The organism is Klebsiella sp. NPDC088457, from assembly GCF_044900465.1.
In the GTDB taxonomy this organism is placed as follows: Bacteria; Pseudomonadota; Gammaproteobacteria; order Enterobacterales; family Enterobacteriaceae; genus Klebsiella.
This window is the reverse complement of the sequence record NZ_JBJDNH010000016.1, coordinates 61,123-84,556: the sequence shown is the minus strand read 5'-3', so window position 1 is coordinate 84,556 and position 23,434 is coordinate 61,123. Positions and strand designations below refer to the sequence as shown.

Here is a 23,434-nt window from a genome sequence, read left to right as displayed (position 1 = left end):
GAAGAAACCCGAAATCCATGGGGTATGTCGCTGACTAACGCGTAATAGAATACAGCGTGCCGTCGGTTGCCTGGATCAGCAGTCGACCATCGGCTACCACCGCGTCGGTGCGGAAGCCGGAGCTATCCACTTTCTGCTGGGCCACAAAGTGGCCGTCTTCCGGGTTCACCCAGTGCATATAGCCTTCGCTATCACCGACGACCAGATTGCCATTATACAACACCGGCGCGGTCAGCAGGCGATGCAATAGATCGCTTTGCGTCCACAGGGTCACGCCGCCTTCGGTGCTCAGCGCCAGCAGGCGGTCATTCTGATCGACCAGGTAGATACGATCGCCATCGACGATAAAGTCGTTCACCGAACCCAGTTCACGTTTCCACATGATCTGGCCGCTGCGCAGATCCAGCGCGGTCAGGTTACCGTTGTAAGCCAGGGTGTAAACCACACCGTTCACAATCACCGGCGTGGTATCGACGTCGTTCAGGCGATCGATTTCCGTCGGGCCTGTCGCCTGGGAGATACGCTGTTGCCAGATAATCTGCCCTTGCTGCATCAGCACGGCGCTCACGCGACCGTTATCGCCGCCAACAATGGCTGCGCCATAGGCGGTCGCCGGAGCGGATTCGCCGCGCAGAGAGAGCGCAGGCATATCCAGGTTAACGGTCCATTTCACCGCGCCATCCGCTTCGTTCAGCGCCTGCAGCTGGCCGTTGCTGGTATGCACCAGAATCATGCCATCGCTGACCACCGGACGCGAAAGGGCTTCGCCGGCGACGCGAGTCTGCCACGCAACGGTCCCATCGCTGGTATTCAATGCGTACAGCTGTGCTTTTTCGCTACCGATATAGACGTGGCCGCCGGAAACGGTAACGCCGCCGGAGAGCAGCGCAGGCGCGCGGGAGAACCAGCCGTCTTTCTCAGCCAGATTCACCGACCACACCTCTTTACCGCTGTCGGCGTTCAGCGCCTTAACGGTGCCTTTACGGTCTGCCGCATAGACGACGCCATCCGCAAAAGCCGGGTGCAGGTTGGAATAGAAATCGCCGATACCGTCGCCAACAGAGGTGCTCCAGGACGTGGACGGCGTAAACTGATTTTCCACCGTCGGCAGCGGTGACATTTTCACCACATCTTCTTCGCTGTTAAACAACGAACAACCGCTTAGTAAGGTAACGGAAAGCAGCCCTGGCAAAAGTAATTTACGCAATTGCATCGAGTCCCTCTCAGATGGACAAATTATTTATTTTCATACGCATCATTTCGCTGAGCGCAGGTGAAGCATCGCTGTTCACGCCAGCTTCCCAGGCGGCGCGAGCGCCTTGCTTATCGCCTTTGTTAAGCAGAATCTCACCGCGGAGATCGGCAACAATGGCGACCCAGCCTTCACCTTTAATGCTATCAAGGGTCTTCAGCGCATCATCCGGTTTCTTCAGCTGCAGCTGTACGCGTGCGAGACGCATATTGATAACCGACTTCAGGTTATCATCCGGCGCGGCGGCCAGCCCCTGCTGAAGCTGCTTTTCCGCATTTTGCAGATCGTTCCGATCGACAAAACGCTGCGCCAGTTCCAGCGATGCGAACGCGCCATAGCTATTTTTGCTGTCAGCGGCAAATTTCTCCGCCGTATTCAGCGCTTGCGGCTGGTCTGATTTAAGCGCGGCAATGGCGTTTTCATAGGCTAAAGAGGACTCTCTCGCCGTATCCTGCTGATGAGAACTCCAGTAGCGCCAGCCTACCAACGCGCCAATCCCTAAAATCACCCCAACGGCCAGCGCTTTGCCATTTTCGGCAAAGAAGCGCTTGAGCGCATCAACCTGATCGTTTTCGTTGTTATACGTTTCCACGCAGTCCTTCTCCTGACTAATGTTTCCCGGGAGATTAACCCAGAAGTGCACGCAAATGCGCAGCTACGCTATCCTGCGTTACGGTAGTTTGCTCGCCTGAGCGTAAATCCTTCACTACCACGTTTCCGTCAGCAATTTCTGACTCACCGACCACCAGAGCGACACGAGCGCCCCATTTATCCGCACGGGCAAACTGTTTCTTAAAGTTGCCGCCGCCGTGGTTAGTCATCAGCTTAGCGCCGGGCAGCGCATCGCGAACCCGTTCAGCCAGACGCATTGCCGCAGACTGGGTATCGGTTCCGGAGGCTACCAGGTATATATCGACAACAGGATCGGCTTTAAATTCCGGATTGACTGCCTGAACCAGTAAAACAAGACGTTCGAGGCCCATTGCGAAACCGACAGCCGGCGTGGCGCGCCCGCCCAGTTGCTCCACCAGGCCGTCATAACGACCGCCGGCGCAGACGGTACCCTGCGAACCGAGGCTGGTGGTGACCCACTCAAACACGGTACGGTTATAGTAATCCAGCCCGCGCACCAGGCGCTGGTTCACGGTATAGCGAATGCCTGCGTCATCCAGCAGCGCGCAGAGCCCGGCGAAATGGGCTTTGGAATCTTCATCCAGATAATCGCCCAGCGCAGGCGCATCGTTGAGCAGCGCCTGTACCTGCGGATTTTTGGAATCCAGTACGCGCAGCGGGTTGGTATACATCCGGCGCTTGCAGTCTTCGTCAAGCTGCTCTTTAAACTGCTCAAGATAGGCGACCAACGCATCGCGATAGGTAGCGCGCGCCTCCAGCGAACCGATGGAGTTCAGCTCCAGCGCTACGTGGTCGGCGATCCCCAGTTCACGCCACCAGCGAGCGGTCAGCATAATCAGCTCGGCGTCGATATCCGGGCCCTGCAGGCCAAAGACCTCCACGCCCATCTGATGGAACTGGCGATAGCGGCCTTTTTGCGGACGCTCGTGGCGGAACATCGGCCCAACGTACCACAGACGCTGTTCTTGATTGTACAGCAGACCATGTTCGATGCCGGCACGTACGCAGCCCGCCGTCCCTTCCGGACGCAGCGTCAGGCTGTCGCCATTGCGGTCTTCGAAGGTGTACATCTCTTTTTCAACCACGTCGGTCACTTCGCCGATCGCGCGTTTGAATAACGGGGTCTGCTCTACAATCGGCAAACGTATTTCGCTGTAACCGTAGCTACCGAGCACCTGCTTCAGTGAGCCTTCAATGCGCTGCCAGAGAGCGGTCTCGCCCGGCAGATAATCGTTCATGCCACGGATGGCTTGAATGTTCTTTGCCACGTTTATTCTCTTTATATATATACAAAAATGAACCCCGGCGCCGTGCGCCCGCAGGTTCAATCATACACGGGAAGTTAGCCACCGCCCCCGATTATTTCTCTTCAACCTGCTGAACATCGATGCGCCGCGTTTCGTCAAGCATCGAGGCTTTCGCCCGGATACGCGCTTCCAGCTGATCGATCATATCGTCGTTGTCCAGTCGGTCTTTGCGCACGCCATCTTCGTACAGGCCGCTCTTTTTATTGCCGCCGGTCACGCCGAGTGTGGAAACCAGCGCTTCGCCCGGGCCGTTCACCACGCAGCCGATGATCGAAATATCCATCGGAGTAATGATGTCTTCCAGACGCTGTTCCAGCGCGTTGACGGTGCCGATAACGTCGAACTCCTGACGCGAGCAGGTTGGGCAAGCGATGAAGTTGATGCCGCGAGCGCGGATGCGCAGCGATTTCAGAATATCGAAGCCGACCTTGATCTCTTCGACCGGATCCGCCGCCAGCGACACGCGCAGGGTGTCACCGATCCCTTCGGACAGCAGCAGGCCGAGGCCAATCGCCGATTTCACCGAACCGCTACGCGCGCCGCCGGCCTCGGTGATCCCGAGATGCAGCGGTTGATCGATCTGTTTCGCCAGCAGCCGATAGGACTCGACGGCCAGGAACACATCCGATGCCTTCACGCTGACCTTAAACCGATCGAAGTTGAGGCGATCGAGATGATCGACATGACGCATGGCTGATTCCAGCAGCGCCTGCGGCGTCGGTTCGCCGTATTTTTCCTGCAGATCTTTTTCCAGTGAACCGGCGTTGACGCCGATACGGATAGGAATGTTTTTATCGCGAGCGCAGTCAACCACCATGCGGATACGTTCTTCGTTACCGATGTTGCCCGGGTTGATACGCAGACAGTCCACGCCGTACTCCGCCACTTTAAGGGCGATACGGTAGTCAAAATGAATATCGGCGACCAGCGGGACGTTAACCTGCTGTTTGATGAGTCTGAACGCTTCCGCCGCATCCATCGTCGGCACGGAGACGCGGACGATATCCGCGCCAACGCGTTCTAACGCTTTGATTTGATTTACTGTCGCGACCACATCCGTGGTACGCGTATTGGTCATCGACTGTACGGCGATGGGAGCACCATCGCCAATCGGCACATTCCCAACGTAAATTCGTTTTGATTTTCTACGTTGAATCGGAGCCTGGTTATGCATGAAAAATCTCCCGCGTTACCCGTCTGTTACTGCGCCGGTGACGTTTCGGCATTAAGGGTCAGACGCGCAACCTGGTTAGTTCTGATAAAACGACTCAAATCGACGGGTTTACCCAGATACTGGATCTGTACCGCTGCCGGCGCACCAATTTTCAGTTTATACGGCGCCTGACCGCTGAGATTCAGATTCCCGCCCTTGCGCTGCAGACCGCTGAACAGCTTCTTCCCGGTAGCGTCGCTGACTTCCAGCCAGCAATCGGCAGAGAAGTTCAGCACCAGATCCTGAGCCGCAGCCGCCGTCGCGGTGGCGTTAGCCGGATCGGTTGGCAGCGGAGAAGCCGGCGTCGCGGCCGCCGGTGCGCTATCAACATTGGCCTGCGACGGCGCCACAACGGCGTTGTTATCAACCGGCGCCGGGGTAGAGGCCGCCGGCGCAGTGGAGGTATCAACCGGCGCGCTGTTGGCGACGCTGGCGGTGCTGTCCGCTGCCCCACTATCCGCACCGGTATCCAGCGGAATATTCTGGCTGCTGTCGCCCGCGTTCAGTTCCGCGGTTGATTGGTCAGCCATCGACGTAATCTCTTCCTGCTGCGCTTTGTGGTCTTGCCACCACCAGGCGCCGCTGAGGCCAATGACCACAAACAGCACCAGCCAGGTAAAGCTCATCAGCCAGCCGTCGCGCTTTTTACGGCGCTTGCCCAGCGAGAAGCTTTGCATCGGCGCGACTTTCGCCGCGCGAATCGGCGCCTGTTTGGCCATCATCGGCAGCAGTTCTTCTTCCGGGATGTGCACAAGGCGCGCATAGGAGCGGATATAGCCGCGCAGAAAGGTGGAAGCCAGATCGGCTGGCGCCTTATCGTCTTCAATATCACGAACCGTGGAAACTTTCAGGCATAAGCGCTCCGCCACCGCTTGCTGGCTGAGTCCGAGTTGTTCACGGGCATTGCGCAGACGCGCACCCGTCGTATTTGCTTCTTGATGGTCTTGAGTGGCTTCAGTGTTCATTCGACAACTACTGGTACGTGAATTTAAAGTTCAGCGCCGGTTAACCCCGCGCCGCGAAACATCTGCTAAACGTCAGACAAAGAGTATAAGTCCGTATGACCAACTATCACAGACACTTATCAAAATTGAATGCTAAGCGGTTGTAGTGCCGCTACATACTGCCTCAAAGTCGATAAAAACGCACCGTAATTATTGACCGAATCAGCGTATTTCGCCTGGCGATTAACCCTAAATGCGCAGCGCAGGCGGGATGCTTTGCGCTGCATCATTTATCAGACCGTTTTCACGTCGATCGTTTCGCCCTGCATACGCTTGCGCAGCGTACGTTTGGTGCGGTCGATAACGTCACCGGCCAGCTGCCCGCAGGCGGCATCGATGTCGTCGCCGCGCGTTTTACGCACGATGGTGGTGAAGCCATATTCCATCAGGACCTTGGAGAAACGGTCGATGCGGCTATTGGAGCTACGGCCATACGGCGCGCCCGGGAACGGGTTCCATGGGATCAGGTTGATCTTGCACGGCGTATCTTTCAGCAGCGCAGCCAGCTCATGCGCATGTTCGGTACCGTCGTTGACATGATCGAGCATCACGTACTCGATAGTGACGCGGCCCTGGTTGGCGTTGGACTTCGAAATGTAGCTGCGCACCGAGTTCAGGAAGGTCTCGATATTATACTTCTTGTTAATCGGCACGATTTCGTCGCGAATCGTGTCGTTCGGCGCGTGCAGAGAAATTGCCAGCGCGACATCGATCATATCGCCGAGCTTATCCAGCGCCGGAACCACCCCGGAGGTCGAGAGCGTCACGCGACGTTTGGAGAGACCAAAACCAAAGTCATCCAGCATGATTTCCATCGCCGGCACCACGTTGGTCAGGTTCAGCAGCGGTTCGCCCATCCCCATCATCACCACGTTGGTGATCGGACGTTGGCCGGTAATTTTCGCCGCGCCGACGATTTTCGCCGCGCGCCATACCTGGCCGATAATTTCAGACACCCGCAGGTTGCGGTTAAAGCCCTGCTGCGCCGTCGAGCAGAATTTACACTCCAGCGCGCACCCGACCTGTGATGAGACGCACAGGGTGGCACGGTCGTCTTCCGGAATATAAACCGTTTCAACGCGCTGATCGCCGACGGCAATCGCCCATTTGATGGTCCCGTCGCTGGAGCGTTGCTCCTCGACGACTTCCGGCGCGCGAATCTCGGCGACGTCCTTCAGTTTATTGCGCAGCACCTTGTTGATATCGGTCATATCATCAAAGTTGTCGCTGCAGTAGTGATACATCCATTTCATCACCTGATCGGCGCGGAAAGGCTTTTCGCCCATGTTTTTGAAAAACTCGCGCATCTGCTGACGGTTCAGGTCCAGCAGGTTGATTTTGGCATCTTTGTTCGGCACCGTCAGAGCGGCGGTATCAGGTGTGACAATATGTTCAGACATAATCTATTCCGGCCTCGTTGTTACACGTTATGGCCCCAGGAGGGTTGAAAAAAGAAACGCCCCTATGAACGAGTGCTCGTCCAGGGGCGCTGCATTGTACAAATTCTGGTGTATCAATACCACGTTTGCACGTGGCAATGATGAAAAAATCTGTAACTGCGTACTTGAGCCTCTATGGATTTTCGATTGTCGAAAAGGCGAGGATCGAAGTCTCCAAAGTATTTCACGTCACGGCGAGGCGGCGAGTTCGCGCACCCCGGGAGCAGAGATAACTCTGTGACCGGGGTGCGCGAATGAAGCCAACAACGCGGCGGCGTGAAAGACGCAGGAGATTAGCGGGTGCGCGGGCAAACTTCGCCTTCAGCGAAGAAATAGGCGATTTCGCGCGCAGCAGATTCAACGGAGTCGGAACCGTGGGTGCCGTTCTCGGTGAAGCTGTCTGCGTAATCAGCGCGCAGAGTACCCGCCAGCGCGTTGTCCGGGTTGGTGGCGCCCAGCAGGTCACGGTGACGCTGCACGGCATTTTCGCCTTCCAGAACGGAAACCACGATCGGGCCGGAAGTCATGAACTCAACCAGACCGTCAAAGAATGGGCGACCTTCGTGCTCAGCATAGAAACCGCGAGCCTGCTCAACGGTCAGGTGCAGCATTTTGGTGCCGACGATTTTGAACCCTGCAGCTTCAAAGCGAGAAAAGATGCCGCCAATAACGTTTTTTGCCACCGCGTTTGGTTTAATGATGGAAAAAGTACGTTCAATAGCCATGATTACCTCTAATAAAATGTTCTGTTGTTGCGCATACGATCGTATGGCCTGGCGCGCATTATAATGAGCAACGCCGGCGCTGCCTATGGATGAAGGTAACATTTTGTTAAAATAAGACGAGTTTTGGCAACACAAAAAGCAGGGGGATTGTTCGTCCGGCTTTTATTGCAAAGTAAAATTCGCCGCCGCTACCTGCCCGCCCTCATCCATCACCACCAGTTGATAACCGTCGGGCCGCGCCAGCGCAACCGTGGCGCTGGCGCCGGCGGCGTCCAGGGGTTCGCCATTGAGGAACCACCAGCGCCGCCCCTCCCCGCCGGTAGTCTGCAACGACAGCATCACCCGGGCCTCACCCGGTAGGCTTTTAATCACGGTCCCGTCGCGCACGCCGGAGAGCACCAGCGGTACGGCATCCGTCGCCTGCGGCGGCGGACAGTCTGCCGAAACGCCCCCCAGCCTCGCCGCTCGCCGCTCGCCCGGCGGCAGCCAGGGTTCCAGCGGCAGCGGCCAGACATCCACCTCTTTCTCCATCGCGCCGGGGCAATCCGCCGCGACCCGCAGCCCCTGCGCATTTAACCACACCGGGAAACGAATACCGCGTACGCCTTCCTGACCAGGCAGCAGCAGCGTCGGCGGCTGGCCGTCGTCAAGCAGCCATGTGGCCAGCCGACGCCGACAATTGACGTCACCGGCCGCCAGGCTCTGCCCGCCCGGCCAGCAAATCGTCGCCGCGCTGACCGTTTGCGGACGCGGGTCGGTGGGCAATCCGCCGTGCCCCATCGCCGGGCGGGCCAGCAGCATATTGTTAACCTGGTTAAGCAGCGGGACCGCGCTGGCAAAACCAAACTGCCCTACCACCGGCGTCCCGTCCGGTCGCCCGGTCCAGATACCAATAAGATAGCGGGCGTTAACGCCAATCGCCCAGGCATCGCGATAGCCGTAGCTGGTGCCGGTTTTCCACGCCAGCGGAACCACCTGCACCAGCGAAGCGTCCGGCACCGGCTGGGCTTCGCCAGCCAGGATCCGCCGGACTATCCATGCCGCACCAGGCGACAACAGCGGCCTCTCTACCAGCGGGTCGTCCGCTTTCATCCGCAGCCGGGCGGCTTTGCCATGACGCGCAAAGGCGCTATACCCGGCGACAATATCCTCCAGCTTCGCGCCCGCTCCGCCCAGGATCAGCGATAGATTCGGCTCCGCACCCGCCGGCAGCATCAGCGGCAGCCCGGCGTTGCGCAGCGTTGCGGCAAAGCGTTTCGGCCCGTAGGCTTCCAGCACCTGTACCGCCGGAAGATTCAGAGAGCGAACCAGGGCTTCGCTGGCGCTGACCGGCCCATGAAAGCCGCTATCAAAGTTACCGGGCCGGTAATCGCTGAAACGACGCGGAACGTCCTGCAATAACGAGGCCGGGTGAATCAGCCCTTCATCCAGCGCCATGCCATAGACGAACGGCTTCAGCACCGAGCCAGGCGAACGAATCGCCGACACCATATCGATATGGCCAAAGCGACTGTCGTCGGCGATATCCGCCGACCCAACCCAGCCTCGCACTTTCATATTGGTATGATCGACCACCACCATCGCCAGCGAACTGCGCGACGGTAGCCGTGCTTTCCAGTTGAGCGCCAGGTCCTCCAGCTGTCGCTGGAGTCCGGCATCCAGAGTGGTCACGACTTTCTCTTTGTCGCTACGCGCCAGCACGCGGCGGGAAAACAGCGGGGCCAGCTGCGGCATCTGCCGCGGGAACAGCCATACCGGCTCTTCAATGGCTTCATCTACCGCCTTGCCAGGCCACACCCCTTGCGTACGCATCCGCTGCAGCACCTTATCCCGTGCGGCCTGGGCACGCTGCGGCCAGCGGTCCGGACGTAAACGACTCGGCGCCTGCGGCAACACCGCCAGCAGCGCCGCTTCGCCATAGCTCAGCTGCGCGGGCGCTTTGCCGAGATAGGCCCAGCTGGCGGCGCCAATCCCCTGCAGCGTCCCGCCAAAGGGGGCGCGGTTAAGATACAGGGTCAGAATATCGCTTTTCGATAAATGCCACTCCAGTTGCAGCGCGCGCCAGAGCTGACGCAGCTTGCCGCCGAAGGTACGAGGATGGGGATCGAGCAGCCGGGCGACCTGCATAGTCAGCGTACTGCCGCCGGAGATCACTCGCCCGGAGGCAACATCCTGCCAGGCGGCGCGCACGATAGAAAACGGGTTGACCCCCGGATGATCCCAGAACCAGCGATCCTCATACTGGATCAGGGCCTGCAAATAGCGCGGAGAGACATCCCCGAGGGTAACCGGATAACGCCAGACGCCCTGCTCATCGGCAAAGCGCCATAGCGGCGTACCGTCCTCAGCCACCACCACCCGGGCCGGCGCCACTTCATGCAGCGGTAAGGGCCACAGACGATCGGCCGCCAGCACCGCCAGCCATAGCAGAAGAACGAACGCCGCCAGCCAGCGCCAGCGGCGTTTTACATTGCTCAACGGCCGCATTTACGGAGTAACAATCAGCGGACCGCTGGCCGCACCGGTGGCCCGCCACTGCGGAACATACATCGATTCCACCTGCGGCTGCGGTACCTGGTAGCGCCCGGGCGTGACCGCCCGCGCCAGATAAACCAGGGTCACCGGCTGCCCTTCATTAATCGCGACGGCGGCAACAAAACGATCGTCGCGGAACTCAATATGCTGAATATCCGCCTGCTGCATCTGGTTCAGCAGATTCTGTCCCCCCTCGCCGTTCTCCTGCAGGCTGGCGCTGCTGTTCGCCAGGTTCTGGTTTTCCAGCTCCAGCCCCGCCGGCAGCAGATCCACCACCAACGCATCCGGTACATTGCGGCTGGCGGTGATTTCCAGTTTCACCAGCACCAGCTCGCCGCTACGCAGCGAGGTCAGCGATTTCTGCTGGCCGCGGGTATCAAAGATCTGCCGTTCGATACCCAGCACGTTCCCCGCAGACGGCGGAGCGGTCAGCGGATAGCCGCTGCTATCAAGACGTAGCCAGAGCGGCCGATCGCCGCTGTTGCTGACCTGCAGCGTCGCCAGCCGATCGGCGCTGAGATTGCGGGTCTGCGCTTTGTCCGCAGACAGCGGCTGCGCCTGGAGCGAAGTTTGCGCCTGCCAGTTGCCGGGTAAATCTTGCAGCGTCCGCCCGGCCAGGAACAGCGCATTGGTCTCCTGGGTGGAGAGCCAGCGCTGGCCGTAGGCCTCTTCCGCCAGATTGCTCAGTAAGACGTTCTGTGCGTCCGGCAGCAGCTTGTTCTCCTCCAGCAGCGCCAGCTTCAGGGCATCATCGCGCAACGCGCTGCCATAATCGCCCAGCCAGCGGTTCTGATCCTGACGCGGCGTCGTCATCGCCAGCTGCAGCGCCTCATCGCCGCGCGGCGCATCGCCCATCGCTTTCAGAGCGATGCCCAGCTGCAACAGCGGCAGGCCGGAGCGCGCCTGATCATGGCGGCTCCAGACTTCGCGCAGGGCCCCCAGCGGCGCTTTTTGCTGCCGCGCCAGTACCAGAGCAGCATAGGCCTGAGCGGCAAAACGGCTGGCCTGCGCATCATCGCTATAGCGCACGGTCATCAAACCCGGCTCCTGCAGATAGCGGAGCAGACGCTGGTTGCCGTTGTTCAGCGCCCGGGTTGGTACGCTATAGCCCTGCTCGCCCGCCCGGACGAGGAAATCCATGGTGTAGGCGGTCAGCCAGTACTCTTCCGGCCCTTCTTTGTCCCAGAGGGCAAAACCGCCGTCATCACGCTGCATCTGCAGCAGACGGGAGATGCCGATATCCACCGCCGCCCGTCGTTTTTCATCACTGTCGCCGGCAATCCCCAACGTTTTTAGCTGGGCGGCGTTGGTATAGAGCGACGGGAACAACCCGCTGGCGGTCTGCTCCAGACAGCCGTAAGGGTAGGCCTTGAGATCGCGGATATAGCGGGCCAGGTTCAACGGCGGCTTGCCGCTGAGCACCAGCTGTCCCTGCAGCGTCGCCGGAGAGAAGCCCTGCGTTTGCCCGGCCGGTGCCTGCCAGCTTTCTCCCGGCTGCAGCACCGCCCCGCTATTCACGGTTTGCGCCGGGAAGGCCGGGCGAACGCCGATTTTCCACTGTTTCTGCAGCGGGGTGAACGTTTCCCCCGGCAGAGCCAGACCGCTGATGGTGGCGTTAACCTGACCATCGCCGAATCCCTCACTCGCGCTCACCGGGACAAACAGGGTACGACGAGCGCCGGGGGCCAGCTGAACCGGCGGAATAGCCTCGCCGTCGAGCCGCAGCAAACCGCCGGCGGTCAGCGCCACGTTCAGCGTTTGCGGCCGATCCGTCAGGTTGCTGAGATCCAGCGCCAGCCGGGTCGCATCGCCGCTGGCGAGGAAACGCGGCGTGTTCAGCTCGGCAATCACCGGCGCCGCCACCACCACTTTCTCGTCGCTACTGCCAAAGTCGTCGGCGGTCCACGCCTGAGCCATCACCCGCAGCTCGCCGTTAAAATCGCCGATCGGCAGCGTGACCGACCCTTCGCCCTTATCATCCAGCACCACCGGCTGCGCCTGTTGCGCAATAATCGTGACGTGGTTTACCGGCGGCTTACCGCCGCGTTTGAGTTCATCGCCGTCACCGCCAAAGCGCAGGCTGGCGAGACGCCCCTGTCCCTCAATCACCTGACCGTAGATATCATAGATATCCGCCCCGTAGCGCTTCTGGCCGAAGAAGGCTTGCCACGGATCCGGGGTGGCATAATCGGTAATATTCAATACCCCGCTATCCACGGCGGAGAGCAGGACATTCACCTGTTTCGGCACCTCGCCCTGCGGCACGCTGGCTTTGACTTTTACCGTCAGCGGCTGGTTCGGACGCATTTTGTCAGGCGCATCCAGGGCGAGGCTCAGACGGCGGTTGTCATCGCCCAGCGGCAGATGCAGCAGACCCACCGCCCGTTTCGGCGTCGCGGAACGGGATTTATCGCCGGGGCGAATCACCAGCGTGCTGAGGTAGAGATCGTGGCGGTTCCAGGCTTTATCGACCGGAATCGACAGATCCATCCCGCTCGCCGGGACATCAATTTCCTGCCACCACAGCGGCCCATCGCTGGATTCCACCAGCGCGTAGCCTTTACCCGCCGCGGGGGCGGCAATATGCAGACTGATGGTATCGCCCGGTTTATAGGCCGGCTTATCCAGCTTCATGGTGACCCGATCCGGGCGCGCGGCGCCTGCCCCATCGCTGTTATCCTGCCAGCTGTAGCCTGCCCAGAAGCGCACGCTGCTGACGATATCATCCGGACCTTTCACCTCCAGCCGGTAGGACCCCCATTCCACCGGGAAACTCACCTTCGCCGTTTGCCCCGCCTGCAGATCCAGCGACGCCTCCCCTTCCTGGAGATCTTTTTGATCGAACTGCGACTGCCAGCCTTCGCTATCCGACCAGTTCCAGTAGTAATCGCGACGTTCACGGATCAGGCGGACCTGTAGCCCGGAGACCGCCTGTTTGTCGCCTTTGGCGTCGGCATAGACAATCTCAAACGCGGCGCTGCTGTTTTCATCCACCACCGGCTGCTTCACCGTGCTGTCGGTGCGGTAGTCGTACACCTCTTTGAGAGCAAACTGCGGACGAATGCCCGGCAGCGCGGCGGCAGGCCAGATCGCCTGCTGCACCGTACGGGTCACCGGCCGGCCGCCGGATTCCAGCAGGCTGGCCTGTAAAATCACCTGCAATGGCGAATGGCTATCCTGCCACTGGCTGGCGGTGGTCACTTCCCCCTGCCCTTTTTCATCCAGCGTCATCTGGACTTCATCCAGACTGCGGGAGAGGTTTTCTTCGGCAATATCGCCGAACTGGAAGCCCGGCAGCGCCGCGACCGCGTCGCGCAGCGGGCGCAGGAACAGTTTTCCCTGCAGCTGATTGCCGCTGGCCGGCGCGCCGTAGAGGTAGGCGCCGGCGACAGCGAAGCGGACATCGGCGTCAGGGGCAACGGGGGCGTTTTGCGGCGTCAGATTTAAGGCCATCCGTTCAGGCATAAAATCTTCGACGTGGAAATCCCACTCGCGCGGCTGATTGTCGCCGGTACTGGCGCGGATATGCCACATGCCGGTTGCCGCGCCGCTATCCAGCGCAAAGGTAAACTGATACAGACCGTTGACCGGCTTGATGACCTGCGAGCGGATCGTCTGGCCGTCCGGCTGAACCACCTCAAGCTTCACCGGCTGCTCGGCCAGCGGCTTACCGTCGCCATCACGGAGCAGCGCGTTGAGAATCACCGTTTCGCCCGGGCGGTAGAGATCGCGCGGACCAAACATAAAGAACTGTTTGCTGAACCCCGGGGCACCGGCAATCGAAAACTCGGCGAGGTCCAGCGCGGGCAGTTTGAGATCCAGCAGGGTAGTTTGCCCCGCTTTGCGCGCCAGCAGCAGCGCCGCGTCTTTATCGGTCTGCAGGGTGGCATGCCCCTGGCCATCGCTTTGCGCCTGCGCCAGAGTCTGCCCCTTCGCATTCAGCAGCTGTATCTCAATATCAGATTGCGCCGCGCCGTTCTCAAGGCTCTGGGTAAAGACATCCAGCCGGTGATGATAGCGGTGCGCCGACACGCCGATATCGCTCAGCGTAAACAGGGTTGCGGCGTTGCTGTAGCTATAGCGCCCGGCCTGATTCATCACCGCGATATACACGCCCGGCTGCTGTAGCGGTTTAATATCCGCCAGTGGCAGCAGCAGTTTTTCCCGCGTATTGCGCGCCGGATTGAGGTCGAAACGCCCGGTGTAAACCAGATCGGCCATTTTCAGCAGCTCATCGGACTCCCAGTTACTCAATGAATTGCGGTATTCCCACTGGCTGACGAAGGCCGGGAGCGATTCCGGTTTAATACGGAAAAAGTTCACATCGATATTATCGACGTTCAACGCCATCACCGGCAGGCCGGCGACCACGTTGCCCGGCAACAGCGAACCGCGGCTGGCGAAGCCAATACTCGGGGCAATGTCGCGGGTAGCGATGGTTTTTTCAAAATGGGTGTCGAAGGTGGCGGCGTTCAGCGCGCTCAGCGTCGGGTCAACGGAGACAATCAGCTCGCGTTTCGGCTCAAGATGGCGCAAGCGCAGCTCTTTCAGATTCGGCGCCAGTTCCCATGCGCCGTCAACCTTGCCGCTTTTTTTATCGACAAGATGCACGCTGCGGGAGAAATCCTGATCCGGCTGAAGCGGAACCGAGAAGGTGAGGACCAGCGTGGCCGCCCCGTCCAGTTGCACTTCCGAAGCGTCAAGCAGCGTCAGCGCCTTGCCTTTGCTTTTTTCCGCCAGCGCCGCCAGCCGGGCGCTATCGGGCTTTGCCCCGCCTTTGTCCGCAGAAGCAGAGGAAGAGGCGGCCGGTGCGACGGCCTGTGGTTTACCGCTGTCATCACAGGCGGTCAGCGATAGTGCAGTCAGTAGCGCCAGAGACAACGCCGCGAATCGAAATGGTTTCATCCTTTAACCCCTCGGCCGAAAGACCGGATACAAACGGTGAACACAGTATTATGCGCCAACGACGGAATTACCAATAGCCACCATAATAGAATCTGGCTAACCCTATTTTAAGGTACGTCGCGGCGTCGCAACTCCGGTGCTCTGAGCTTGTCAGCCGTCGGGAAAACGTCGACAATTCATTGATTGATGGATAATAAAACGGAGGCCCCCATGTCCACCTCGTTTTTTGTCGCCGCCGACTGGCTGGCGGAACATATTGATGACCCGGAAATCCAGATTATCGACGCACGGATGCTGCCCCCGGGTCAGGAAGCATCGCGCGATATCAGCGCGGAATACCGCGCAGGCCATATTCCCAACGCGGTATTTTTCGATATCGAAGCCCTGTCGGATCACACCAGCCCGCTGCCGCATATGATGCCGCGCGCGGAGGCTTTTGCCGTGGCGATGCGTGAACTGGGGGTCAGCAGCGATAAACATCTGGTGGTTTATGATGAAGGCAACCTGTTTTCAGCGCCGCGCGCCTGGTGGATGCTGCGAACCTTTGGCGTCGAGAAGGTGTCCATTCTCGCCGGCGGTCTGGCCGGCTGGCAGCGCGACGAGCTGCCGCTGGAACAGGGTGTCCCGGAACTGCCGGAAGGTGAGTTTGACGGCCGCTTCGATCCTGAAGTGATCAAACGCCTGACCGATGTGCTGCTGGTGAGCCATGAAGGATCGGCGCAGATCGTCGACGCCCGCCCGGCCGGGCGCTTTAATGGCCTGGTGGACGAACCGCGTCCAGGGCTGCGTCGCGGGCATATTCCCGGCGCGCTCAACGTCCCGTGGAGCGATCTGGTCATCAACGGTGAGCTCAAAACCATTGACGAACTGAATGATATCTTCATCCGCCAGGGCGTGGATTTCGAGCGACCGATTATCGCCAGCTGCGGTTCAGGGGTGACGGCGGCGGTGGTGGTGCTGGCGCTGACGACGCTGGGCGTCAACGGCGTCTGCCTGTATGACGGCTCGTGGAGCGAATGGGGGGCGCGTAGCGATCTTCCGATCGAACCGGCGCAATAGCCGCCGCAGCGGGGGCTGATGCCCCCGCCATCATCAGATAATGCGGTTCTGTTTGAAGTCGCGCAGGAAGCTGCCCCAGCGCTTTTCGTAAAACGGCGTGATGTGGGCCATCATAAAGTGGCTGATCCCCTTTTCGCCCTCGACCACCTGACAGATATCAATCGGCTCATCGCCCGGTAACGTATCGGTCGCCACGCTGCCGGTGGCCTGAATCACCTCTTCGATATCACCTTCCGCTTCAATACCGATCAGCAGGTTTGCCGGCGCATCGGCGCTATCTTTAATTGAGCACAGAAACGCCCGCCTGACGGTTTTCAAGGTTTTGAACAGCGTCGTTAATGAGTCAATCATCTGCGCCGGCGGCTCGGCCACCTCAGACAACAGTAAAGACTCGCCGCCTTCGAGCACGGTTTGCGTACTCAGCGGATTGCCCTCTTCCCCCAGCAGATGGCGGATCTCATTGGGCATAAACTCTTTGCCGGTTGGCAGCTTCGCATTGAGGAACAGCGTTTCGCCGAGCGTCATCGCAAACAGCGTACGCGCCGGCATCACCACGAAAGATTGTTCATCTTCGACCGCCCGCTGCAAGGCTTGCAGCGAAGTGAAGAACGGAATAACCGACGCGCCGTCGTCTTTCTCCCAGTGCTGGAGGTCGACGGCACTCTCTTCAACAATGGGCTCGCCTTCCGCCGCCGCGCCGGGAACCCAGACGCTGGACTCCAGCAGCGTACGGAAAAATGCGGGGCGATGGCCCGGCTCGGTGGCCGCCTTTTCCAGCAGGGTTTCTAATTCATTTTTAGTTTCGGACATAATGCTCACAACGTCAGAATCGAAAGTGCCCCGGTTGCGCAGCGCCCGCCGGGGCGATAATCCGGGGCTGGCGCCCCTCTCTTTTTTACTCTGCGGTTAACAGATTAGCAATCGTGCGTACGCCGAGGCCGGTCGCCCCTGCGGACCACTGCTCAACGGCCGCTTTACGGTAGGTTGCCGAGCAGTCGATATGCAGCCAGCCCTGCTGGTAGTTCTCGACGAAGTGAGACAGGAAACCTGCCGCGGTGCTGGCCCCCGCCGGGTAAGCGGCGCTGCCGGTATTGTTCAGTTCCGCGAAGTTCGACGGCAGCTGGCCGCGGTGGAATTCGGCCAGCGGCAGACGCCAGAAGGCTTCATTTTCCGCCTGCGCGCTTGCCAGCAGGCGGTTCGCCAGCGGGTCGTCAAAGCTGAACAGCGCGTGGTAATCATTGCCGAGCGCGGTTTTCGCCGCGCCGGTCAGCGTGGCGGCATCGATAATCAGCTCCGGTTTCTGCGCCGAGGCGTCAATCAGACCATCCGCCAGCACCAGACGGCCTTCGGCGTCGGTGTTCATGATTTCCACGGTTTTACCGTTGCGATAGCGAATAATATCGCCCAGCTTAAAGGCATTACCGCTGATCAGGTTGTCTGCACAGCACAGATACAGCTTCACGCGTTTGTTCAGGCCGCGGGTAATCGCGAAGGCCAGCGCGCCGGTGACCGTTGCCGCGCCGCCCATATCGGACTTCATCGAATCCATAAACGCGCTTTGCTTGATGCTGTAACCGCCGGAGTCGAAGGTGATCCCTTTCCCGACCAGGCAGGCATACACCGGGGCTTCTTTATCACCGGTTGGGTTGTAATCCAGCGCCAGCAGCACCGGCGGTCGCTCGGAACCGCGCCCCACGGTATGCAGGCCAAGGTAGCCCTGCTCGCGCAGATCTTCACCTTTCGTGATACGGTAAGTCACGTTGTCGCAGGCCACGCTGCACAGCAGATCGACGGCGCGCTGGGCCAGCTGTTCCGGGCCTAACTCTTCCGCCGGCGCGTTAATGGTGTCGCGCACCCAGTCAATAATCGTCAGACGGTTGTCCAGTTCGCTTTTCTGCGCATCATCCAGCGCCGGCCATTCCACCTGGCGGCTGCCTTTCGGCCCTTTGTAACCGGCCCAGAATGCCCACGCGCGGTCGGTATTCCAGCCTTCACCGCTCAGCGCAACGTGCTTGATGCCCAGGCCGTCAACTTTACGCGCCGCGCGCTGAATCAGGCCCAGGTCGTCTTTACCGTTCAGATGCAGGGTGATGCCGTCATTGTTAATGCTGTAAGCCGCTTTCTCTCCCCAGCGCGCGTCGGCGGGTTGGGTTGTCAGCGTAATCTTCATGGCTTCGGTCATGTTATCTTTATCCTTCTTTGGCAAAGGAGCCGCATTTGGCAAAAGGGCCGCCAAAAGGCAGCCCATATTATTTTTCCGCTTAATGATACGGAAATTATTCTGCTTCATCTAACCAGACTAGCAGAATCGCCTCCAGAATTTTTTCATTGGATGCGGTCGGATTGTCGTCAAAGTCTTCCAGTTCGCAAATCCACTGATGCATATCGGTGAAGCGAACGGTTTTCGGGTCGAGATCCGGGAAGGCATCATACAGCGCTTCGCCGATTTCACGACTGTCGGTCCATTTCAGTCCCATATTAATGCTCGCGTGCGTGGTTGATGGTGTAACGCGGGATCTCGACGACCAGATCGTCATGGGTCACGCGCGCCTGGCAGCTCAGACGGCTGTCGGGTTCGAGCCCCCAGGCCTTATCCAGCATATCGTCTTCATCTTCGGTACTTTCCGCCAGCGAGTCAAAACCTTCACGCACGATGCAGTGGCAGGTGGTGCAGGCACAGGATTTTTCACAGGCGTGTTCGATCTCGATACCGCTACGCAGCGCGGCATCCAGAATGGTCTCACCGATCTCAGCTTCCACAACTACGCCATCCGGGCACAGGTCCTGATGGGGCAGAAAAACAATCTTTGGCATATTAAACCTCGTCCACGGATTGGCCTTTCAGCGCAGTACGGACCGACTGGTCCATGCGGCGTGCGGCAAATTCCTGGGTTTGTGTGTCTGTATTTTTAATCGCATCTTTAATTGCGTCGGCGTCATCGCCTGCCGCGACCGCGCGCAGCTGCGCCGTCGCCTCATCGATAGCCTGACGTTCTGCGGCGCTTAACAGCGCGGCATCGGCGGCCAGCGCGCTCTCCAGGCTCTCAAGAACGCGCGCGGCTTCGACTTTTTGCTCAGCCAGCATCCGCGCCTTGATATCCTGTTCGGCGTGACTCATCGAATCTTTAATCATGGTGGCGATTTCACCGTCGGTCAGGCCGTAGGACGGCTTCACCTGAATGGAGGCTTCGACACCGGTCGATTTTTCCATGGCGGTCACGCTCAGCAGACCATCGGCATCGACCTGGAAGATCACGCGAATATGCGCCCCGCCGGCCGGCAGCGCCGGAATCCCGCGCAGCGCAAAACGCGCCAGAGAACGGCAGTCCTGCACCAGTTCGCGCTCGCCCTGCATCACGTGGATAGACATCGCCGTCTGACCATCTTTGAAGGTCGTGAACTCCTGCGCACGGGCCACCGGGATCGTGGTGTTGCGCGGGATCACTTTCTCCACCAGGCCGCCCATCGTCTCCAGCCCCAGGGAGAGCGGAATGACGTCAAGCAGCAGGAGTTCGCTATCCGGTTTGTTACCCACCAGGATATCGGCCTGAATCGCGGCGCCAATGGCCACCACTTTGTCCGGGTCAATCGTGGTCAGCGGCGTACGGCCAAAAAATTCGCCGACGCGCTCACGGACCAGCGGCACGCGCGTCGAACCGCCGACCATCACCACTTCCAGCACCTCTTCCGCCGTCACGCCGGCATCTTTCAACGCGCGGCGGCAGGCCAGCAGGGTACGTTTAACCAGCGGAGCAATCAGCTCATCGAACTGGCTGCGGGCGATCTCGCCTTGCCAGCCGCCGACGTCCACGCTGACGGAGTCGGCGTCGCTGAGGGCGATTTTCGCCGCGATCGCCGCATCCAGCAGTTCACGCTGCAGACGATTATCGCTGCGATCGCTCAGGCCCGCCTGTTCACGCAGGTAATCCGCCAGCAGATGGTCGAAATCATCGCCGCCGAGCGCGGAATCACCGCCGGTCGCCAGCACTTCAAATACTCCGCGGCTTAAGCGCAGTACCGAAATGTCAAAGGTGCCGCCGCCGAGATCGTAAACCGCGATAACCCCTTCCTGACCGGAATCGAGGCCGTAGGCAATCGCCGCGGCGGTCGGTTCGTTCAGCAGACGCAGCACGTGCAGGCCAGCCAGCCGCGCGGCGTCCCTGGTGCCCTGCCGCTGGGCGTCGTCAAAATAGGCTGGAACGGTAATGACCACGCCGTCGAGTTCGCCGGAGAGGGCTTCTGTCGCCCTGGCGGCCAGCGCTTTCAGGATATCGGCGGAGACGCGAACCGGATTGAGCAGACCGCCGGCGGTCTGGATCATCGGCAGACCGTTTTCACTGGCCTGCAGCTGGTAAGGCAGATGGGGGTAGCGGGTCTGAATATCGGCCAGCGAGCGCCCCATCATCCGCTTCACGGAGCTGATGGTGTTCACCGGGTCGTGGGCCGCATTTTGCCGGGCATCGTACCCGACGTCGAGACCGGATGCGTGGTAGTGCACCACGGAAGGCAGCAGGTAGCGCCCCTGATGATCGGGCAGTGTTTCGGCCTGACCGCTACGCACGGTAGCGACCAGAGAATTGGTGGTGCCCAGGTCAATACCCGCCGCCAGACGACGCTGGTGCGGCGCGGCACTCAGGCCAGGCTCACTAATTTGTAATAAGGCCATAATTGCTTCCGAAAATTAAAAATCGAGCAGCTTTTCTTCGAGTTGTTCTGCAACGCTCTGAAGTTTATCGAGAAAACGCAGTTTACGCACGGTATCCGCCGCCGCGTCCCACGTCTCGTTATTGAGTTGTTCGACAACCTGCTGATGACGAACGTCGTACATCCCCTTCACGCGTTTGATAAAGGCCGCCAGACGCGCCTCATCCTGTGATTTTTCAATCTCATCCAGCTCTTCGCGCAGCTCCAGCTGCTCCATCAGGAACGCGGTATCACGCACGGTGTGCTGTTCGCTGGCTAAATCATAGCCATGAAGCGAAAGGATATATTCGGCGCGGGTCAGCGGATGACGCAGCGTTTGCCACGCCTGGTTGATGGTAGCGGATTGCTGCACGGAGGCGAGCTGTTCGGCCGCGCTCGCGCTGGCGAACTTGTCAGGATGGTACTGGCGCTGTAAATCCTGGTACCGGGCAGCCAGCTGTTCTTGCGAAAGGGTATAACTGACCGGTAACCCGAAGAGGGTAAAATAGTCCATAACAACCTCAGGGTTAACGAGATAAAGCAAACCCCACTCACGGTTAACCGCGGTGGGGTCCTCTACCCGCGTATTTCGGGCCGCCCTGGCGCTGGCTATACACGCTCACCTGATGAACTTACTGCGGTAAGCGCATCATGACTCGCGCGTTTAGCGCCTCGCTGCGGCCTGAATGTACCGGGTAGCGTCGGAATTATACGTTAAAGCTTTCGCCGCAACCGCACTCATCTTTAACGTTCGGGTTGGTAAATTTAAACCCTTCGTTCAGACCTTCTTTGACAAAGTCCAGCTGAGTACCGTCAAGGAACTGCAGGCTTTTGCCGTCGATCACTACCTTGACGCCTTTATCTTCAAACACGGTGTCTTCTGCCGCCGGCTCGTCAACAAATTCCAGCACATAGGCCATACCTGAACAGCCGGAAGTGCGGACACCTAAGCGCAGACCGAAGCCTTTGCCGCGGTTGGCCAGGAAGGAATTAACCCGCGACGCTGCGCTGTCGCTAAGAGTAATCGACATACAATAACCTCTTAATTATTTCGCTTCACGTTTGCTTTTGTAATCCGCAATCGCGGCTTTAATCGCGTCTTCCGCCAGGATCGAGCAGTGAATTTTCACCGGCGGCAGTTCCAGTTCGTCGGCGATATCGGTGTTCTTGATCGCCTGCGCTTCGTCCAGAGACTTGCCTTTCACCCATTCGGTGACCAGGGAGCTGGAAGCGATAGCGGAACCGCAGCCATAGGTCTTGAAACGCGCGTCTTCAATGATACCGTCATTGTTGACTTTAATCTGCAACTTCATCACGTCGCCACACGCCGGGGCGCCAACCATGCCGCTGCCGACATTTTCGTCGCTGTTGTCGAAAGAGCCGACGTTGCGCGGGTTCTCGTAATGATCAATAACTTTTTCGCTGTATGCCATGATGAATTCTCCTTATACCCTACCGATTAATGATGAGACCATTCGATGCTGTTCAGATCCACGCCCTGTTTGAACATATCCCACAGCGGAGACAGATCGCGCAGACGGCCGATGGATTTACGAACCAGGTCGATGGTGTAGTCAATCTCTTCTTCGGTAGTGAAGCGACCTAAAGAGAAACGGATAGAACTGTGTGCCAGTTCGTCAGTCATGCCCAGTGCGCGAAGCACGTAGGACGGCTCAAGGCTGGCAGAAGTACAAGCGGAACCGGAGGAAACGGCCAGGTCTTTCAGCGCCATAATCAGCGACTCGCCTTCAACATAGTTGAAGCTGACGTTGAGAATGTTCGGCGCGCCCTGCTCCAGGTCACCGTTGAGGTAAACCTCTTCCATATCTTTAACGCCTTCCCACAGACGGTTACGCAGACTGCGCAGACGCGCCATCTCGGTTTCCATCTCTGCTTTCGCGATACGGTAAGCTTCACCCATACCGACGATCTGGTGGACTGGCAGAGTCCCGGAACGCATGCCGCGCTCGTGACCGCCGCCGTGCATCTGCGCTTCAATGCGGATACGCGGTTTACGGCGAACGTACAGCGCGCCAATCCCTTTCGGGCCATAAATTTTGTGACCGGAGAAAGACATCAGGTCAACTTTCAGCTGGCTCAGATCGATAGGCAGTTTGCCCACGCTCTGGGTCGCGTCAACGTGGTAGATGATGCCACGCGCACGGCACAGTTCGCCGATGGTGGCGATATCCTGTACCACGCCAATTTCGTTGTTCACGTGCATGATGGACACCAGGATGGTGTCGTCACGCATCGCCGCTTCCAGCTCTTTGAGGTCGATAATCCCGTTGCGCTGCGGCGCCAGGTAGGTAACTTCGAAGCCTTCACGCTCCAGCTGACGGCAGGTATCCAGAACCGCTTTGTGCTCGGTTTTGCTGGTAATAATGTGCTTGCCTTTTTTCTGATAAAAGTTGGCAGCGCCTTTAATCGCCAGGTTATCGGATTCCGTTGCGCCGGAGGTAAATACGATTTCGCGCGGATCGGCGCCGACCAGCTCGGCAATCTGATTGCGGGCGATATCAACCGCCTCTTCAGCCTGCCAGCCGAAACGGTGTGAACGAGAGGCCGGGTTACCAAAGGTCCCGTCCAGGGTCAGGAACTGCATCATTTTCTCGGCAACACGCGGGTCCACCGGCGTTGTTGCGGAGTAATCGAGGTAAATCGGTAATTTCATTGCTC

19 protein-coding genes are annotated in these 23,434 nt (G+C 59.2%); 1 reads left to right on the top strand and 18 read right to left on the bottom strand.

The annotated features are described in order from the left end of the window. Nucleotides 1-34 precede the first annotated feature (34 nt). The 9 genes from bamB to ACI2JR_RS12350 all read right to left on the bottom strand — a co-directional run bounded on the left by bamB (nt 35) and on the right by ACI2JR_RS12350 (nt 15,013). Nucleotides 35-1,213 carry an outer membrane protein assembly factor BamB gene (bamB, locus tag ACI2JR_RS12390; RefSeq protein WP_132726046.1) on the bottom strand — a complete coding sequence of 393 codons (1,179 nt, stop codon included), beginning with the start codon at nt 1,211-1,213 and terminating at the stop codon, nt 35-37. Nucleotides 1,214-1,223: 10 nt separating this feature from the next. Next, a complete protein-coding gene (locus tag ACI2JR_RS12385; RefSeq protein ID WP_132726049.1) occupies nt 1,224-1,844 on the bottom strand; it encodes a YfgM family protein in 621 nt (206 codons plus the stop codon). A 34-nt stretch (nt 1,845-1,878) separates the two neighbouring features. Further along, entirely contained in the window at nt 1,879-3,153 is a 1,275-nt protein-coding gene (gene hisS / locus ACI2JR_RS12380) for a histidine--tRNA ligase (RefSeq protein WP_132726052.1), read from the bottom strand. Nucleotides 3,154-3,244: 91 nt separating this feature from the next. Beyond that, on the bottom strand, nt 3,245-4,366 hold the full coding sequence (gene ispG / locus ACI2JR_RS12375) for a flavodoxin-dependent (E)-4-hydroxy-3-methylbut-2-enyl-diphosphate synthase (RefSeq protein ID WP_132726054.1): 1,122 nt from the start codon (nt 4,364-4,366) through the stop codon (nt 3,245-3,247). Between the two features lie 26 nt (nt 4,367-4,392). Then, nucleotides 4,393-5,370 carry a cytoskeleton protein RodZ gene (gene rodZ / locus ACI2JR_RS12370; RefSeq protein WP_132726057.1) on the bottom strand — a complete coding sequence of 326 codons (978 nt, stop codon included), beginning with the start codon at nt 5,368-5,370 and terminating at the stop codon, nt 4,393-4,395. 272 nt (nt 5,371-5,642) lie between these two features. Further along, nucleotides 5,643-6,809 carry a bifunctional tRNA (adenosine(37)-C2)-methyltransferase TrmG/ribosomal RNA large subunit methyltransferase RlmN gene (locus tag ACI2JR_RS12365; protein WP_462478666.1) on the bottom strand — a complete coding sequence of 389 codons (1,167 nt, stop codon included), beginning with the start codon at nt 6,807-6,809 and terminating at the stop codon, nt 5,643-5,645. A 332-nt stretch (nt 6,810-7,141) separates the two neighbouring features. Further along, on the bottom strand, nt 7,142-7,573 hold the full coding sequence (gene ndk, locus ACI2JR_RS12360) for a nucleoside-diphosphate kinase (RefSeq protein WP_132726063.1): 432 nt from the start codon (nt 7,571-7,573) through the stop codon (nt 7,142-7,144). Between the two features lie 162 nt (nt 7,574-7,735). After that, on the bottom strand, nt 7,736-10,060 hold the full coding sequence (gene pbpC, locus ACI2JR_RS12355) for a peptidoglycan glycosyltransferase PbpC (protein WP_462478665.1): 2,325 nt from the start codon (nt 10,058-10,060) through the stop codon (nt 7,736-7,738). Further along, nucleotides 10,061-15,013, bottom strand: coding sequence for an alpha-2-macroglobulin family protein (locus ACI2JR_RS12350; RefSeq protein ID WP_462478664.1), 4,953 nt, complete (start codon nt 15,011-15,013; stop codon nt 10,061-10,063). A gap of 210 nt (nt 15,014-15,223) precedes the next feature. Here ACI2JR_RS12350 and sseA point away from each other — a divergent pair, with 210 nt between their 5' ends. Continuing rightward, nucleotides 15,224-16,072 carry a 3-mercaptopyruvate sulfurtransferase gene (gene sseA, locus ACI2JR_RS12345; RefSeq protein ID WP_132726072.1) on the top strand — a complete coding sequence of 283 codons (849 nt, stop codon included), beginning with the start codon at nt 15,224-15,226 and terminating at the stop codon, nt 16,070-16,072. A gap of 33 nt (nt 16,073-16,105) precedes the next feature. Here sseA and sseB read toward each other — a convergent pair whose 3' ends face one another. The 9 genes from sseB to iscS form a co-directional block, all read right to left on the bottom strand. Then, entirely contained in the window at nt 16,106-16,882 is a 777-nt protein-coding gene (gene sseB / locus ACI2JR_RS12340) for an enhanced serine sensitivity protein SseB (protein WP_132726075.1), read from the bottom strand. Between the two features lie 85 nt (nt 16,883-16,967). Then, nucleotides 16,968-18,254 carry an aminopeptidase PepB gene (gene pepB, locus ACI2JR_RS12335; RefSeq protein ID WP_132726077.1) on the bottom strand — a complete coding sequence of 429 codons (1,287 nt, stop codon included), beginning with the start codon at nt 18,252-18,254 and terminating at the stop codon, nt 16,968-16,970. A 94-nt stretch (nt 18,255-18,348) separates the two neighbouring features. Continuing rightward, a complete protein-coding gene (gene iscX / locus ACI2JR_RS12330; protein WP_004866369.1) occupies nt 18,349-18,549 on the bottom strand; it encodes a Fe-S cluster assembly protein IscX in 201 nt (66 codons plus the stop codon). A 1-nt stretch (nt 18,550) separates the two neighbouring features. Then, complete coding sequence (gene fdx, locus ACI2JR_RS12325) at nt 18,551-18,886, bottom strand: ISC system 2Fe-2S type ferredoxin (RefSeq protein WP_004866372.1); 336 nt, start codon at nt 18,884-18,886, stop codon at nt 18,551-18,553. Between the two features lies 1 nt (nt 18,887). After that, nucleotides 18,888-20,738 carry a Fe-S protein assembly chaperone HscA gene (gene hscA, locus ACI2JR_RS12320; protein ID WP_132726079.1) on the bottom strand — a complete coding sequence of 617 codons (1,851 nt, stop codon included), beginning with the start codon at nt 20,736-20,738 and terminating at the stop codon, nt 18,888-18,890. A gap of 15 nt (nt 20,739-20,753) precedes the next feature. Then, nucleotides 20,754-21,269 (bottom strand): co-chaperone HscB, encoded by a 516-nt coding sequence (gene hscB / locus ACI2JR_RS12315; protein WP_132726081.1) that lies wholly within the window; start codon nt 21,267-21,269, stop codon nt 20,754-20,756. A gap of 193 nt (nt 21,270-21,462) precedes the next feature. Next, nucleotides 21,463-21,786, bottom strand: coding sequence for an iron-sulfur cluster assembly protein IscA (gene iscA / locus ACI2JR_RS12310; protein ID WP_004866380.1), 324 nt, complete (start codon nt 21,784-21,786; stop codon nt 21,463-21,465). A 15-nt stretch (nt 21,787-21,801) separates the two neighbouring features. Further along, entirely contained in the window at nt 21,802-22,188 is a 387-nt protein-coding gene (iscU, locus tag ACI2JR_RS12305) for a Fe-S cluster assembly scaffold IscU (RefSeq protein WP_132726084.1), read from the bottom strand. 26 nt (nt 22,189-22,214) lie between these two features. Continuing rightward, the gene (gene iscS / locus ACI2JR_RS12300; protein ID WP_132726086.1) at nt 22,215-23,429 is read right to left on the bottom strand and encodes a cysteine desulfurase; all 1,215 of its coding nucleotides are present in this window, start codon (nt 23,427-23,429) and stop codon (nt 22,215-22,217) included. Nucleotides 23,430-23,434 lie beyond the last annotated feature (5 nt).

What these genes read in the sequence shown, in the direction of transcription:
- bamB (WP_132726046.1), bottom strand. Translation starts at nt 1,213, where the DNA reads ATGCAATTGCGTAAATTACTTTTGCCAGGGCTGCTTTCCGTTACCTTA.
- ispG (WP_132726054.1), bottom strand. Translation starts at nt 4,366, where the DNA reads ATGCATAACCAGGCTCCGATTCAACGTAGAAAATCAAAACGAATTTAC.
- rodZ (WP_132726057.1), bottom strand. Translation starts at nt 5,370, where the DNA reads ATGAACACTGAAGCCACTCAAGACCATCAAGAAGCAAATACGACGGGT.
- ACI2JR_RS12365 (WP_462478666.1), bottom strand. Translation starts at nt 6,809, where the DNA reads ATGTCTGAACATATTGTCACACCTGATACCGCCGCTCTGACGGTGCCG.
- ndk (WP_132726063.1), bottom strand. Translation starts at nt 7,573, where the DNA reads ATGGCTATTGAACGTACTTTTTCCATCATTAAACCAAACGCGGTGGCA.
- pbpC (WP_462478665.1), bottom strand. Translation starts at nt 10,060, where the DNA reads ATGCGGCCGTTGAGCAATGTAAAACGCCGCTGGCGCTGGCTGGCGGCG.
- ACI2JR_RS12350 (WP_462478664.1), bottom strand. Translation starts at nt 15,013, where the DNA reads ATGAAACCATTTCGATTCGCGGCGTTGTCTCTGGCGCTACTGACTGCA.
- sseA (WP_132726072.1), top strand. Translation starts at nt 15,224, where the DNA reads ATGTCCACCTCGTTTTTTGTCGCCGCCGACTGGCTGGCGGAACATATT.
- sseB (WP_132726075.1), bottom strand. Translation starts at nt 16,882, where the DNA reads ATGTCCGAAACTAAAAATGAATTAGAAACCCTGCTGGAAAAGGCGGCC.
- pepB (WP_132726077.1), bottom strand. Translation starts at nt 18,254, where the DNA reads ATGACCGAAGCCATGAAGATTACGCTGACAACCCAACCCGCCGACGCG.
- iscX (WP_004866369.1), bottom strand. Translation starts at nt 18,549, where the DNA reads ATGGGACTGAAATGGACCGACAGTCGTGAAATCGGCGAAGCGCTGTAT.
- fdx (WP_004866372.1), bottom strand. Translation starts at nt 18,886, where the DNA reads ATGCCAAAGATTGTTTTTCTGCCCCATCAGGACCTGTGCCCGGATGGC.
- hscA (WP_132726079.1), bottom strand. Translation starts at nt 20,738, where the DNA reads ATGGCCTTATTACAAATTAGTGAGCCTGGCCTGAGTGCCGCGCCGCAC.
- hscB (WP_132726081.1), bottom strand. Translation starts at nt 21,269, where the DNA reads ATGGACTATTTTACCCTCTTCGGGTTACCGGTCAGTTATACCCTTTCG.
- iscA (WP_004866380.1), bottom strand. Translation starts at nt 21,786, where the DNA reads ATGTCGATTACTCTTAGCGACAGCGCAGCGTCGCGGGTTAATTCCTTC.
- iscU (WP_132726084.1), bottom strand. Translation starts at nt 22,188, where the DNA reads ATGGCATACAGCGAAAAAGTTATTGATCATTACGAGAACCCGCGCAAC.
- iscS (WP_132726086.1), bottom strand. Translation starts at nt 23,429, where the DNA reads ATGAAATTACCGATTTACCTCGATTACTCCGCAACAACGCCGGTGGAC.